Origin of the sequence: Streptomyces sp. ISL-94, from assembly GCF_018614075.1 — a bacterium.
Lineage (GTDB): Bacteria > Actinomycetota > Actinomycetes > Streptomycetales > Streptomycetaceae > Streptomyces.
This window is the reverse complement of the sequence record NZ_JAGGOZ010000132.1, coordinates 1-14,562: the sequence shown is the minus strand read 5'-3', so window position 1 is coordinate 14,562 and position 14,562 is coordinate 1. Positions and strand designations below refer to the sequence as shown.

The window sequence follows — 14,562 nt, the reverse complement described above, 5'->3', positions numbered from 1 at the left end:
CCTGCCGTACACCTCAAAAAAGGTTGGCATGCCGACGGCCGTGACTGCGGGCGTGGTGCCCGGCATGACCCCGGAGGTAATCGACCCCCTGAAGGCCGGGCGGCACAGTGGAGGCATCGGGTTCCGAGGCCGCGCACTCGGCCTCGGGGCCCGTATCCCGCCGGCGCATTCGACCTCGATGGAGGCTGATCACCCATGTCCGCAACCCTGCTCGGCAACCTCGCCCGTACCACCGGGCCGCAGGCCGTGCTGCGCCGGTTCCTCGCCCTCGACGCCGTCGTGACCGGGGTCAACGGGCTGGCCTACGTGGCCTTCTCCGTGCCGCTCGGGCGGCTGCTGGGGGTCGGGCAGGGGCTGCTGCTGGAGCTCGGGGTCCTGCTCGCCGTGTACGGGGCCGGAGTCGGCATGCTCGCCTCACGGCGCCGGCCGCCCGCGTTCGCGGTGAAGGCGGTGGTCGAGACCAACTACGCCTGGGCCGTGCTGAGCCTGGTCGCGCTCTTCGTGTGGTTCTCGCCGACCGCCGCCGGGACCGTGTGGATCCCGGCGCAGGCCCTCACCGTCGCCGGCTTCGCCGTGGCGCAGCAGCTCGCGCTCCGCTCAACCGTTCAGTGAACGCAGGTACTTCACCGTTGCCGGGTCGGCCGGGAGCAATGTTTCGATGGCCAGCTCGGCGACGGTCACGTCCATCGGTGTGTTGAAGGTGGAGATGGACGACACGAAGGACAGCACGTGCCCGTCGTGTTCGATCACCAGCGGCAGTGCGAAGTACGGTACGGGCTCGTCCGCTTCGGCGTCTCCCGGACCGTCGGGAACCGGATACGCGGACACCTCCTCGTGCAGCGCGCGCAGCGGCTCGGACCGGGCCAGCGCGATCTGCCGCTCCATCTGGGCCAGCAGGTGGCCCCGCCACTCCCTGATGTTGCGGATCCTGGGCGCCAGGCCCTCCGGATGCAGGGTGATGCGCATCGCGTTCAGCGGCGGCACCAGCAGGTGCTCGGGCAGGCCGTCCAGCAGCATGAGGATGCCCCGGTTCGCGGCGATCACGTCGTAGGTGGCGTCCACGACCAGTGCCGGGTACGGCTCGTAGCCCGACAGCAGCCGCTCCAGGCCCTGCCGCAGCGTCCCCATCGAGGGGTCGTCGAGCGGGGTGTGCGCATACCGGGGCGCGTAACCAGCCGACAACAGCAGCGAGTTGCGCTCCCGCATCGGCACGTCGAGGTGTTCGGCGAGTTTCAGCACCATCTCCTCGCTCGGCCGGGACCGGCCCGTCTCGATGAAGCTGATGTGCCGGGAAGAGGAGTCGGCGCGGCCCGCCAGTTCCAGCTGGCTGATGCCGCGCCGCTCGCGCCAGGTGCGCAGCAAGGAGCCCACGGTCGGGATGGCAGTCGTCATGCGCACGACGTTAGTCGAACCGGGTCATCCCAGGTCGAACACGTTCCGCAGGCCGAGGCGGTAGCGCCACAGGTCGTGTCGCTTCGCGGACTCGACCTCCGGCGCCCGGTAGAGCGGCCGGATCGCGCACCGCGACGCCGCTGAACCGTCCCGGTCCAGGAGGGAGTTGACGGCCGCGCGGGCGGAGGCGTTGGCGCCCTCCATCGTCGCCAGGTCGATGTCGACCGCCACGTAGTCCCCGCTGAGGAAGAAGTTGGGGATACGGGTGCCCGCGCTCGGCCGGTTGTGGAAGGTACCGGTCGGGTGGATCAGCAGCTCGTCCTGGTTGGTGGGGTGGGGGGTGCCCAGCCCGTCCACGCCGGGGTCCAGGAACCAGGAGTGCAGGGCCGAGTCGCTCAGCAGGGTCTTCCCCGTGTCGTTGAGGGAGGCCTTCAGCTGCGCCCACACCTCGCGCGCCACCTCCTCGCGGGTGCACTGCTTGGCCGTCTTCCCGTAGAGGATCCCGGGCTTGTCCCACTCAGAGATGTCCACCGACAGGCAGTCGACGGCCGAGCCGTCCCCGTAGTCGGCGGGGAAGTTCCGGGCGGGCCAGTGCTCGGCCTGCTGGATCGCCGTCAACGACCACGGCGAGTCGATGCAGTTGAGGTGGCCGTGCACCAGCGGCGCCCGCTCGGTGAGGTAGAACTGGATCCCGGTCATCCAGTCGGTCTGCAGCTCGTCGCAGCGCCCCAGCATCGGATCGGCGGCCCGCAGCCCCGCGCTCCAGGTGCGGCGGGCGTGCTCGACCGGCAGGGCCGAGACGTAGTGGTCGGCGGTGACCGTCTGCCGGGCGCCCGCCGGGTCCAGGACGACGACCCCGCTCACCCGGCCGTTCCCGTACTGCACCTCCCGTACCGTCCAGCCGATTCTGAACTCGACGCCGAGCGAGCGCAGATGGGCCTCCCACGGGTCGATCCACGCCTCGTTGGTCGGCAGGTTGAGGATCCGGTCCGGAGGGCCGTCCGCGCCGCGGCCCAGCAGGTTGAAGACGAAGGCCTCGCCGAGGGCGCCGACCGTACGGGTGGAGGCCTCTTCGGCCTTGGTCGCCACGATGTTGCGGGTGATGCCGATGGCGAGGATGCGCTGGTACTCGCTCGACATCTGCGCGGCCCGGGTGAACTCCCACCACGGCGTCCGCTCCCAGACCTCGTTGCGCCGCTCGTCGCAGCTGGTCAGGAAGACGAGCGCCCGCTCGACGAAGTACGCCGTCTCGTGGAGCGGGAGCCGGACCAGTGACTGGAGGATCCCGGTGAGGGCGCGGCGGAGCTCCTCCGGCGTCAGCTCGGCGGGGGAGTGCTCGGGCCAGGGGATGGGTGCGCGCAGGTCCTCGCGGCCGCCCGCCCGGGCGAACATCATCTCGCGCGGGGCGACGAGGTTGTCCCACACGCCGTTCGCGTTCCCGGGGAACGGGATGCGCCGCATCGTGTCCGGGAGGTTGTGGTAGATGCCGGGGATGAAGCGGAAACCGTGCTCGGCGGGCAGCGGGCGGCGGCCGCCGCGCGCGCTGCCGGGCACGTCCATGCTGCGGGCCTTGCCGCCGAGCGCGCGGCGCTCGTACACGGTGACCGCGTAGCCGCGCTCGGCGAGTTCGTGCGCCGCGGTCAGGCCGGCCACCCCGCCCCCGAGGACCGCGACACGGCGGCCGTTCCCGGGGGCCGCGCCGCCCGGAGTGCCCGCGGTGGCCGCGGCCGCGGCCGCGGGGGCGGCCGCGGCCCCGGCCCCGGCGGCCGTCAGCGCCCCCGCGGTGGCCGCCGCGCCCGCGCCCGCGATGAACGTACGCCGGGAACTGCCGGTGCCCGGCGCTCCGGTGCGTGTCATTCCGTACCCCCTGGTCAGTGGTTTCCGGTGAGCGGTTACCGTTGGTAACAGTCACGTCCGGCGCAGGAGCATAAGGGGGGCGCGATGGGCACGGAAGGCTGGACAAGTACCCGAGCGCACTATGGCGCGAAAGGTTCGCTCCGGCGCACTGTGGGAAACTTGACTCCACGTCACGGGGAAAAGGAGCCGGTACATGCCGAGTGAGCCGCTGTCGCAGAAGGAGATCGAGGACCGGTTGCGGGAACTCCCCGGCTGGGCCTTCGAGGACGACCGGATCTTCCGTACCTACCGGCTGGGCACGCACTTCGCGGCCAGCGCCCTGGTCACCCATATCGCCGCCGTTCAGGACGAGTTGAACCACCACTCCGACCTGACGCTCGGCTACGACACGGTCCGGCTCTCGGTGAACAGCCACGACGCCGGAGGCGTGGTGACCGAGCGGGACTTCGCCCTCGCCGAGCGCGTCGAATCCCTCGCCCCCGCGCACGGCGCGAGCTGATGCCCCCACACATACCGAGCGCGAAACCCCTGCTCGACTACGACGCGGAGGCCGAGGCCTACGACGCCACCCGCGGCGGCGCCCCGCGCGCCGAGGCCGCCGCCGCGGCGGTCCTCGGCCTGCTCCCGCCCCACGCGAGCACCCTCCTCGACCTGGGCTGCGGCACGGGCATCGTCACCACCCGGCTGACCCGACCCGGACTGCGCGTCGTGGGCGCCGATGCCTCCCACGGCATGGCCTCCATGGCCCTGCGGCGCGGCGTCCCGGTCGCCCTCGCCGACGCGACCCGGCTGCCGGTGCGGTCGGGCTCGCTCGACGCGGTGAGCGCGGTGTGGCTGCTGCACCTGCTGCGCGGACCGGGCCTGGTGCCGGCGGTGATCGCCGAGGCCGCGCGGGTGCTGCGGCCCGGCGGGGTCTTCGTCACCACCGTGGACAAGGACTCCGCCCACGACGTCGGCAGCGACATCGACGCCGTCTTCGCCGCGCACCTGACCCCGACCCCCTCGGACGCCTCCGGGGAGGTCGAGGCCCTCGCGGTGCGGGCGGGCCTGCGCCCCGCCGACGAGGCCCGCTTCACGGGGCACGGCCAGGGCCGCAGCCCGCGCGGCGCCGCCCGGGCCCTGCTGGCGGGACAGTACGCCTCGCGCGTCATCCCGCGCGGCATCACCGCGGCGGAACTGGCGGCCCGGCTGGAGCTGCTGCCAGACCAGGACGTCCCGCGCCCGGAGCCGACGTACCGACTGCGCGGCTTCGTACGGAGCCGGGGTGGTGTCTGAGTTCAGGCCGGTTCCGGGCGGTCCGAGGTCAGGCCGGCTCCAGCCGCCACCACTGGGACGGCGAGTCGGTGTCCTCGCCCTGCCGGGCCCGGCCCTCCCCGTCCGTCTCCAGCAGCAGGCCGCTGATGCACGCGACCAGAGAGACGACCCCCGGATCGTCCAGGTGCTCCTCGACCAGCCATTCCTGCGCGCCGAAGGCGTTGGCACGCCACACCTGCACCCGGGCGCCGCTGTCCACTGAGGCGTTCGCGACGTCCAGGCGCCGGCCGTTGTCCTCGCTCACCACGTGGAAGATCCCGCCGCCGCTGTGGACCGGCGAGATCCGCCAGCGCCGGGCGGCCACCGGCGCGGGCGGCCCGTCGGGCCCCACGCGTACCCGGGAGGCGCCTTCGAGCTGGAGCACCAGCCCGCTGTCCGCGTTGCGGATCCGGTAGATCCCCTCCGGAAGGTTCACGCGCGCCTCAGACATCGAACACGGCCGGGTCCGGCCCGATCCGGCGGGCCGCCGCGCCCGCGCCGAGGGCGTCCAGGGCGGCCATGTCGGCGGCGTCCAGCTCGAAGCCGAACACGTCCAGGTTCTCCCGGATGCGCGCCGGGGTCACGGACTTGGGGATCGCGATGTTCCCGAGCTGGAGGTGCCAGCGCAGCACCACCTGCGCGGCACTGCGGCCGTGCCGGGCGGCGATCGCGGCCACCTCCGGGAGCGTCAGCAGCCCCTTGCCCTGGCCCAGCGGGGACCAGGCCTCGGTGGCGATCCCGCGCTCGGCGTGTACGGCGCGCAGCTCGGCCTGCGGGAACAGCGGGTGCAGCTCGATCTGGTTGACGGCCGGGACCAGCGGGCTCTCGGCAGCGAGCCGCTCCAGGTCCGCCGGACGGAAGTTCGACACGCCGACCGCCTTGGCGCGGCCGCTCGCCGCGATCTCCTCGAACGCCTGCCAGATGGAGACGAAGTCGTCGCGCATCGGGCGCGGCCAGTGGATCAGGTACAGGTCGATGTGGTCGAGGCCCAGCCGGGCGAGCGAGTCGTCGAAGGCGCGGAGCACCGCGTCCCGGCCCCACTTCCGTGAAGGCCCGTTCCACAGCTTGGTGGTGACGAACAGCTCCTCGCGGGCGATCCCGGAGGCGGCGATGCCCTTGCCCGTGCCGCCCTCGTTGCCGTAGACGGCCGCCGTGTCGATGCTGCGGTAGCCCGCCTCCAGCGCGGTCGCCACGGCCCGCTCGGCCTCCGCGTCCGGAACCTGCCAGACGCCGAAGCCGAGCCGGGGCATGTGCGTGCCGTTGTTGAGCGTGACGGTGGGGACCTGGTTCACGTCTGGTTTCGTTCCCTCGGATCGTGGTGCGGCATCGTACGAGGGGCCACAACCGGCCCCCCGCGCGACGTATTCCCGCCCTCGCGTCGCGATCCGCGCGCCATCCGAGGCGGCCCTCAGCTGGCCCCGAGATATGCCTCCCGCACCAGCGGGTCCGCCCGCACCTCCGCGGCCGTGCCCTCGGCGAGCACCCTTCCGAGGTCCAGTACGACCACGCGCGTGCAGAGGTCCATCACGAACGCCACGTTGTGCTCCACCAGCAGCACTGCGCAGCCCTCCTCCTGTGCCAGCCGCCGGACCACCGCGGCGAGCTGCCCGCGCTCCGGCGCCGACATGCCGGACGCCGGTTCGTCCAGCAGCAGTACCCGCGGCGGATCGGCCACCGCGCGGGCCAGTTCCACCATCCGGCCCTGACCGACGGGCAGTCCGCCGGCGTACGCCGTCCCCAGCGCGCCGATCCCGCAGTCGGCCAGCACCCGCTCGCCGCGCTCCCGGCGCGCCCGCTCCCGGGACCGCCGCGCCGGGAAGGCGAGCAGATCGGCGGCGAGCCCACCCCCGCCGCCACGCCACTCCTGCGCCACCAGCACGTTGTCGGCCACGCTCAGCTGGCCGAACAGCTGCTGGCGCTGGAAGGTCCGGCGCATCCCGTGCCGGGCCCGCCAGACGGGGGAGCGGCGGGTGATGTCCGCCCCGTCGAGCAGCATCCGCCCCCCGTCGGGCCGGCGGATCCCGGACAGCACGTCGAACAGGGTGGTCTTCCCGGCCCCGTTCGGGCCGATCAGCCCGCACACCTCGCCCGCCCTGATCCCGAGGTCCACCCCGGTCAGCGCCCGGACCCCGCCGAACCGGACGCTGATGCCGCTCGCCTGGAGCACGTATCCGCCGCCGCTCATGTCGCCATCCCCAGGTAGGCCTCGGTGAGCCGGTCCGCCTCCACCTCGGCCCGCGGGCCGCACCAGGAGACCCGGCCCTGGGAGAGGTACGCGACGGTGTCGGCGATCCCGAGGATCTCCGCCGCCTTCTCCTCCACCAGCAGCAGCGCGGTCCCGGCGTCGCGGAGTTCGGTGAGCAGCGCGTACACCTCCTCCACGACGCGCGGGGCCAGCCCGAGCGAGGGCTCGTCGGCGATCAGCACCTCGGGCGGCCGCTGGAGCAGCGGGGCCAGCGCCAGCATCTGCTGCTCCCCGCCGGACAGCGCCCCCGAGGCCACCGCGCGCCGCTCCCCGAGCCGGGGGAACCGGTCGTAGACGGCGCTCCGGGCGTCGGGCTCCCGGAGGTACAGCGCCAGGTTCTCCTCGATGGTGAGCGCAGGGAAGATCCCCCGCCCTTCGGGGGCGAGCAGCACCCCGGCCCGCGACCGGCGGACGGGCCCGTCGCGGGTGGCGTCGCGCCCGCGTACGAGGACCGCTCCGCTCGCGGCGGGCAGGAGTCCGGCGGCCACCCGGCACGCGGTGGTCTTCCCGGCCCCGTTCGGCCCGAGCACGGCGAGGATCTCCCCCTTCCGCACGGCCAGATCGACCCCGTGCAGCACGAGCCCGCCGTCGTAGCCGGCGGTGATACCGCGCAGCTCCAGGGCGGGCCCGCCGGGACGCGCGGCGGCGCCCGGCCCTGCCGGGTCGGGTCGCGCAGCGGGGTCGGGCCCTGCAGGGCTTTCCCCCACCCCGCCCCGTCCCGTAACCGGGGCTCCGCCCCAGACCCCGCGCCTCAAGCGCCGACGGGGCTGAAAGGCCGGGGCTCCGCCCCGGACCCCGTACGTGCGCTGCGCGCCCGTGCCCTCAAGCGCCGGGCGGGCTGAAGATGCTGCTGCGCGGCATCTTTCAGCCTCGCCGGCGTTTGAGGCGCGGGGGTCCGGGGGCGGAGCCCCCGCCGGGTCCGGGGCGGAGCCCCGGGGCAGGGGGCTGGGGGCGGAGCCCACAGTTTCGGGAAGGGGCGGGGTGGGGGAAAGCCCCGCAGGGCCGCCGGCCCCGGCCCCGGCCCGCCGCCGCGCCCACCGCACCGGCACGGCCGCGCAGTACCCGTCCGGATCGTTGGCCAAGGCCAACCCCGCCAGGCCGAACAGGATCACCGGCAGGTGGGCGGACGACGTCACGTAGTCCGACAGCAGCCGCGGCGCGACGGCGAACACCAGCCCCGCCACCACCGCGTACGCCGGCCGCCGCACACCCGCCGCCACGACCACCGCCAGCCACACCAGCCCCGTCATCGCCGTGAAGTCCGTCGCCGTGATCCGGGTGTTGAACGACGCGTACATCACGCCCCCGAACCCGGCCAGCCCCGCCGACAGCGTGAACAGCAGCAGCTTCGTCCGCAGTACGGACACCCCCGATGCCATCGCCGCCGCCGGGGCCGACCGCACGGCCAGCATCGCCCGCCCCGACGGGGAGTTCCGCAGCGCGCTCAGTCCGGCGGCGCACAGGGCGACCAGGACCACCAGCGCCACCCCCAGCGCCCGGTCGTCGGTCAGGTCCACCGGCCCGAAGACCGGCCGCGGGACCGACCATCCGGAGTCCCCGTTCCGCAGCCAGCGCAGCTGGAACAGCACCTGGTCGGCCAGGAACGCCAGCGCCAGCGTGGCCAGTGCCAGGGACCGCCCGCCCAGCCGCAGCGCCGGCAGCGCGACCAGCGCCCCCAGCAGAGCCGCCGCGCACGTCCCGACGGCCAGCGCCGCCACGAACGGCCAGCCCCGGCTCATGAGCAGCCCGGCCACCAGCGCGGCCCCGGTCACGAAGGTGCCCTGGGCCAGCGACACCATCGCTCCCAGCCCCGTCACCACCGTGAAGGACATGAACACCAGCGAGATGGCCAGGCCCTGCGCCAGCAGACCGCTCCAGAAGGGGGTGGCCACGGTGTAGAACGCGGCGCACAGCACCGCCGCGGCAACCGCCCACACCCCCCACCGCCGCGCCCACGGCGCCCCGGCCAGATGGTCCACCGGCGGGGTGTCCACCGCCGCGACCCCCGCCGTCCGGGCCCGCCGTGTCAGCACCAGCAGGCCCCCGAAGAGGATCAGGAACGGCACCGCCGTACGGAACCCCGTGATGCCTTCGGCGAAGGACGCGTATCCGGCGACCAGGTTCTGCAGGACCCCGAGCCCCAGTCCGCCCGCGAAGGCGAGCGGCACGGACGCGAAGCGCCCGATGACCGCCGCCGTCGCCGAGACGAACAGGAAGAGGGTGAAGTCGTGCGCGGACAGCCCCAGCAGCGGGGTCGCGAGCACACCCGCCAGCCCGGCCAGTTCCGACGCGATCATCCAGGCCACCGAGGACAGCCGGTCCGCGCTGATCCCGCGCAGCTCGGTCAGCGCGCGGTTGTCGACGGCGGCCCGCAGCTGCAGCCCGAGCCGCGTGTGCCGCATCAGCACCCACAGGGCCACCGCCACCACCGCCGTCACCACCCAGGTGATCAGCTGGTCGGAGTCGATACCGACGCCCTCCGCGAGCTGCCAGGACCGCGCGGGGCTCGGCCCCACCCCCGGCAGCCCGAACTGGTTCTCCGCGGGCTTGACCGGCGCGCCCGCGTCCACCAGCAGCTCCACCGCCCACAGCCCGGCGGCGGGCAGTGCCACCAGCAGCCCGATGGTCGCCACGATCTGCGCCGTCTCGCCGACCTTGGCGAGCCGCCGGAACATCAGCCGGTCCAGCCCCCAGCCGAGCCCGGGGGCCAGGACGCACACCACCAGCAGCGCCGCCGGGACGGCCGGCCAGCCCAGGCCCGAGTGCAGCTCGTAGAAGGTGAGCGCGCACAGGTAGGCGGTGGCCCCGTGCGCGAAGTTGAACAGTCCGGACGCCGAGTACGACAGCACCAGCCCGGTGGCGAGCAGTGCGTACAGGGCTCCGGAGACCAGACCGCTCAGTACGAAGACGAGCAGATCTCCCATCCCGTCACCCCACCCCTACTTGAAGGGGATGGGCTCGTAGCACTTGAACGGGACGGAGACCCCGTACGCCCCGTCCTTCAGCTGTACGAGTGCCCCGCAGCCGAAGCTGTCCTTCTGCCCCTTGGGCTCCGCCCGGTCGCCGACGAGCGTGGCGGTGTCGGAGAAGCCCTGTGCGGCGGCCTGGAAGGACTCGACGGTCAGGTCCTTGCCCGCCTTCTGCGCGATGGAAACGAACAGGTCGGCGGACATGTACCCGGTCATCATGTGCAGGCTGAGCGGGACTTCCTGACCGCCCGCCGCGGCCTTGATGTCGGCCTTGAACCGGGCCATCTCCGGGCTGTCCGACTCGAAGGGCTCGAACTGGAGCAGCACGTGCACTCCGTCGAGCGCCTGCTTGGTGGCGTCCTTGGCGAGCAGCCCGGGGTCGTAGTCGGTCGGGTCGGAGAGCAGCCCCTTGTAGCCGCTGCGCTTGAGCGCGGTGAACAGCCCGATGTTGTTGGGGGTCTGCATGACCGAGACGACGGCGTCGGGCGCCTTGCCGCCGTTGCTCTGCAGGATGTCCTTCACGTACGCGGACCAGTCGCTCGGCACGGCGGTGCCGGGCACGGAGGCCTTGGCGTAGGAGACCGTGAAACCGGCGCTGGTGAAGCCCTGCTGGAAGGTGCGGATGCCGAACTTCCCGGCGTCGCTGTCGTTCGCGATGATCGCGACCGACTTGCCCTGCGCCCCGCCGAGGACCGCGCCGATGCCCTCGGGCCAGGTCTGGTTGAGGGTGCCGCCGGGGGTGGGGACCAGGCAGCCGTTGAAGCCGTAGATGTACTTGGGTCCGCAGAAGGAGGGCAGCGTGCCCCAGCCGAAGGTGGGGACCTTCTCCTGCTCCAGGAAGTCGGCGCCCGAGAAGGTCACCGAGCTCATGGGGGAGACCGCGAAGACCTTGTCCTGCTGGACGAGTTTGCGGGCGGCCGCCATGTTCTTCGCGGGGTCCTGGCCGTCGTCCTCCGCGCCGAGGTAGTCGATCCTGCGACCGTGGATGCCTCCCTCGGCGTTGGCTCTGAGGTACCGGGCCTTGGCGCCGAGGTCGGTGTCCTTCTTGCTGTAGCCGCCGGCGCTCGTCATCGAGACGATGCCGCCGACCTTGATGGAGTCGGCGGTCACCCCGCGGGAGTCGCCGGCCGGACCGGGCTTTCCGCCGGGGTCGGTGTGGTGGGAGGCGGAGTTGCAGGCGGAGACGAGCGCGAGGGCCGCCGCCGCGGCGGCCAGGGTGCGGATCGGTCGCAACATGTCGGGGATCCCCTCCGGTCGGAATCCTCGCAGTCTGTGCGCGACCTGACGGATCGTCAATATCAACCGCGCAGTGAAGTGACGTGTCGTCAGATGGACGGAGCGCCGGTCGCGCTCACGACTCGTACAGGGCCGCGACCTCCCTCGCGTACACCTTCTCGATCACCCGGCGCTTGAGTTTCAGGGAGGGCGTGAGCAGCCCCCGCTCCTCCGTGAACTGCTCGGCGAGCACCCGGAACGTGCGGATCGCCTCCGCCTGGGAGACCAGGGTGTTGGCGGCCACCACCGCCCGGCGGACCTCCGCCGTCAGGTCCGGGTCGTGCACCAGATCGGCCGCCGGCAGCTGCGGACGCCCGCGCATCGACAGCCAGTGCGCGATCCCGTCCATGTCCAGGGTGAGCAGGGCCGCTATGTAGGGCCGGTCATTGCCCACCAGTACGCACTGCGACACCAGCGGATGCGAGCGCACCCGCTCCTCCAGCGCGGTCGGCGCGACGCTCTTGCCGTTGGAGGTCACCAGGATCTCCTTCTTGCGGCCGGTGATGGTGAGGTAGCCGTCCTCGTCCAGCCGCCCCAGGTCCCCGGTCGCCAGCCAGCCGCCGCGCAGCACCGCCTCCGTGCCGCGCGGGTCGTTGAGGTAGCCCGAGAAGATGTGGCCGCCGTGCAGCCAGACCTCCCCGTCCTCCGCGATGTGCACCGTGCCGCCCGGGATCGGCGGGCCGACCGTGCCGTACTTCGTCGCCCCCGGCGGGTTCGCGGTGGCCGCCGCGCACGACTCCGTCAGCCCGTAGCCCTCGAAGATCGTGATGCCGGCGCCGTCGAAGAACAGGCCGAGGCGGCGCGACATCGCGGACCCGCCCGACATGGCGTACCGCACCCGGCCGCCCATGGCCTCGCGGACCTTCCCGTAGACGAGCTTCTCGAAGAACTGGTGCTCCATCCGCAGCCCCGCCGAGGGGCCCGGCCCGATGCCGAAGGCCTTCCGCTCGCGCGCCTCGGCGTACCGTACGGCCGCCTCCACCGCCCGGTCGAAGGGACCCGTACGCCCCTCCGCCTCGGCCTTGCGGCGGGCGGCGGCGAAGACCTTCTCGAAGACGTACGGGACCCCGAGCACGAAGGTCGGCCGGAACGCGGCGAGGTCCGGCAGCAACTCGGCTGCGGCCAGCACCGGCTGATGCCCCAGCTTGACTCGCGCCCGGACGGCGGCCACCTCCACCATCCGCCCGAACACGTGGGCCAGCGGCAGGAAGAGCAGGGTCGACGGCTGCTCGCCGGGACCCGCCTGGAAGACCGACTCCCAGCGGCTCACCATGGTGTCGGCCTCGAACATGAAATGGGCGTGGGTGAGCACACAGCCCTTGGGCCGGCCGGTGGTCCCGGAGGTGTAGATAACGGTGGCGGTCGCATCGGGGGTCACGGCCCCGCGATGGCGGTGCACGACGTCTTCGGCGACGCCGAGCCCGTCGGCGACGAGCCCTTCCACGGCGCCGGCGTCGAGCTGCCACAGCAGGCGCAGGTGGGGGAGCCGGTCGATGACCGAGCCCACGGTCATGGCCTGGTCCTCGTTCTCGACGACGCAGGCCGTGCACCCGGAGTCGTACAGGATCCAGTGCACCTGGTCGGCGGAGGAGGTCGGATAGACGGGGACGGGCTGGGCGCCGATCGCCCACAGGGCGAAGTCGAAGAGCGTCCACTCGTACCGGGTACGGGACATGAGCGCGACCCGGTCCCCGAACCGCACCCCTTGGGCGAGCAGCCCCTTGGCGAGCGCGAGCACCTCGGCGGCGAGCTGCCCGGAGGTCACGTCCCGCCAGACCCCGTCGGTCTTCCGGCCGAGGACGACCCGGCCCGGATCCTCCTGTGCGTACCGGAACACGACGTCGGCCAGCCCGCCGACGGGCAGGCCCGTGACGACGGGTGGGACGGTGATCTCGCGCAAGGCCCCGCTCCTCTCCGCGCACCGCGGCGAACGTACCTCAGGGGCCGGGGCGGTCGATCAGCCTCCGGATACCTCCACAAGACCTCCCCAGCGGCCCGGCGCCCACGGCTGCCCGACCCTCCCGCCCCGCCGGCCCGACATCTCCGCCGCGTGGGCTCTGCCCCACCCCCCGCGCCTCAAACGCCGGCGGGTCTGAATGTGGCCCGCGCCGTCCAGCCGGCGACCTTTGACGCGCGGGGCACCCCCAGCCTCGCCGGCGTTTGAGGCGCGGGGTCCGGGGCGGAGCCCCCGGTCCTGTACCCGCACACGCGCACCGGGGAGGGGCGCACCCCAGCCTCGCCGGCGTTTGAGGCGCGGGCGCGGAGCGCCTTAGGGGTCCGGGGCGGAGCCCCGGTTTCGGGAAGGGGCGGGGTGGGGGAGAAGACTCCGCGCAGCGGCGGCCCCCACCGGCAGGCCGGTCGGCCCGCCCGGCACAGGTGCCCGCGCCGCCCGGCCCGGCGCCTGCCAGGTGCCCGCCGGCCAAGGCCGGTCAGGCCGGACGGCTGAGCCGGTCGCCCCCGGCAAGAACGGCCGCGGCCAACGCCCCGGCGGCAGCCGTCGGCCTCCGCCCCTGCAGCAGCGCGAACTCCACCGGCCCCAGCTCCGGCAGCCCGCCGACCCGTACCAGCCCCGGCGGAATCAGCCCCCGCGTGTGCGCCATCACCCCCAGCCCCGCCCGAGCCGCCGCGATCAGCCCGCTCAGGCTCCCGCTCGTGCACGCGATCCGCCACGCCCGCCCCTCCCGCTCCAGCACCTCGAGCGCCCGCGCCCGCGTGATCCCCGGCGGCGGGAAGACAATCAGCGGAACCGGTCGCTCCGGGTCCACCCGCAGCCCCTCCGCCCCGATCCACACCATCCGGTCCCGCCAGACCAGCCGCCCCCGCTCGTCCCCCGGTCCCCTCCGCTTCGCCAGCACCAGGTCGAGCCGCCCCGCGTCCAGCCGCTCGTGCAGCGTCCCCGACAGCTCCACCGACAGCTCCAGGTCCACCTCGGGATGCTCGTGCCGGAAGCCCTCCAGGATCTCCGGCAGCCGCGTCAGCACGAAGTCCTCCGAGGCCCCGAACCGCAGCCGTCCCCGCAGCCGCGTCCCCGCGAAGAAGGCCGCCGCCCGCTCGTGCGCCTCCAGGATCGTCCGCGCGAACCCCAGCAGCGCCTCGCCGTCCTCCGTCAGCTCCACGCTGTGCGTATCGCGTACGAACAGCGGCCGCCCCGTCGCCTCCTCCAGCCGCCGCACGTGCTGGCTGACCGTCGACTGCCGGACGCCGAGGCGCCCCGCGGCCTGGGTGAAGCTCAGCGTCTGGGCCACCGTGAGGAACGTACGCAACTGGACAGGGTCGTACATACCCCTCACCCTAGCCGCGCTCATCGGGATCCGTGATGGCAGTCAGCACGGTGTACAGGTTTCCCGATCACCGCCCACCCCCGACCATGAAAGAGGAGACCCCACCCCCCCCCCCCCCCCCCCCCCCACCACACCGCGCGCACCCCCCCCCCCCCCCCCCCCCCCCCCCCCCCCCCCCCCCCCCCGCACCCCCCCCCCCCCCCCCCCCCCCCCGCCCCCCCCCCCCCGCCCCCCCCCCCCCCCCCCCCGC

The 14,562-nt window shown here is 73.6% G+C and carries 12 protein-coding genes; 3 read left to right on the top strand and 9 right to left on the bottom strand.

The window, feature by feature from the left end; translation table 11 throughout:
* The first annotated feature begins 195 nt into the window (after positions 1-195).
* A complete protein-coding gene (locus tag J7E94_RS32640; protein WP_215020446.1) occupies positions 196-612 on the top strand; it encodes a hypothetical protein in 417 nt (138 codons plus the stop codon).
* Here J7E94_RS32640 and J7E94_RS32635 read toward each other — a convergent pair.
* Together J7E94_RS32635 and J7E94_RS32630 are read right to left on the bottom strand one after the other, a co-directional pair.
* Positions 598-1,392, bottom strand: a complete 795-nt coding sequence (locus J7E94_RS32635) for a helix-turn-helix domain-containing protein (protein WP_215020445.1) — start codon at positions 1,390-1,392, stop codon at positions 598-600. The genes J7E94_RS32640 and J7E94_RS32635 overlap by 15 nt on opposite strands.
* 24 nt (positions 1,393-1,416) lie before the next feature.
* A complete protein-coding gene (locus J7E94_RS32630; protein WP_215020444.1) occupies positions 1,417-3,249 on the bottom strand; it encodes an FAD-dependent oxidoreductase in 1,833 nt (610 codons plus the stop codon).
* A gap of 193 nt (positions 3,250-3,442) precedes the next feature.
* On the opposite strand from J7E94_RS32630, the gene J7E94_RS32625 reads away from it, so the two are divergent.
* Together J7E94_RS32625 and J7E94_RS32620 are read left to right on the top strand one after the other, a co-directional pair.
* Positions 3,443-3,748, top strand: coding sequence for a 4a-hydroxytetrahydrobiopterin dehydratase (locus tag J7E94_RS32625; RefSeq protein ID WP_215020443.1), 306 nt, complete (start codon positions 3,443-3,445; stop codon positions 3,746-3,748).
* Positions 3,749-3,777: 29 nt separating this feature from the next.
* Positions 3,778-4,524 (top strand): class I SAM-dependent methyltransferase, encoded by a 747-nt coding sequence (locus tag J7E94_RS32620; protein ID WP_215020460.1) that lies wholly within the window; start codon positions 3,778-3,780, stop codon positions 4,522-4,524.
* A 28-nt stretch (positions 4,525-4,552) separates the two neighbouring features.
* Here the strand turns inward: J7E94_RS32620 and J7E94_RS32615 are convergent, their stop codons facing one another.
* From J7E94_RS32615 to J7E94_RS32580, 7 genes are all read right to left on the bottom strand, one after another.
* A complete protein-coding gene (locus J7E94_RS32615; RefSeq protein ID WP_215020442.1) occupies positions 4,553-4,993 on the bottom strand; it encodes an RICIN domain-containing protein in 441 nt (146 codons plus the stop codon).
* Positions 4,986-5,834, bottom strand: coding sequence for an aldo/keto reductase (locus J7E94_RS32610; protein WP_308345613.1), 849 nt, complete (start codon positions 5,832-5,834; stop codon positions 4,986-4,988). The genes J7E94_RS32615 and J7E94_RS32610 overlap by 8 nt, the downstream gene beginning before the upstream one ends.
* Positions 5,835-5,950: 116 nt before the next feature.
* A complete protein-coding gene (locus tag J7E94_RS32605) occupies positions 5,951-6,727 on the bottom strand; it encodes an ABC transporter ATP-binding protein (RefSeq protein ID WP_215020441.1) in 777 nt (258 codons plus the stop codon).
* Positions 6,724-9,711, bottom strand: a complete 2,988-nt coding sequence (locus J7E94_RS35175) for an ATP-binding cassette domain-containing protein (protein ID WP_251057575.1) — start codon at positions 9,709-9,711, stop codon at positions 6,724-6,726. Before J7E94_RS35175 ends, J7E94_RS32605 begins: the two co-directional genes overlap by 4 nt.
* Before the next feature lie 15 nt (positions 9,712-9,726).
* Positions 9,727-10,992, bottom strand: coding sequence for an ABC transporter substrate-binding protein (locus J7E94_RS32590; RefSeq protein ID WP_215020440.1), 1,266 nt, complete (start codon positions 10,990-10,992; stop codon positions 9,727-9,729).
* Between the two features lie 115 nt (positions 10,993-11,107).
* Positions 11,108-12,931, bottom strand: coding sequence for a long-chain fatty acid--CoA ligase (locus J7E94_RS32585; RefSeq protein WP_215020439.1), 1,824 nt, complete (start codon positions 12,929-12,931; stop codon positions 11,108-11,110).
* A 529-nt stretch (positions 12,932-13,460) separates the two neighbouring features.
* Positions 13,461-14,312 (bottom strand): LysR substrate-binding domain-containing protein, encoded by an 852-nt coding sequence (locus J7E94_RS32580; RefSeq protein WP_215020438.1) that lies wholly within the window; start codon positions 14,310-14,312, stop codon positions 13,461-13,463.
* Positions 14,313-14,562: the final 250 nt, after the last annotated feature.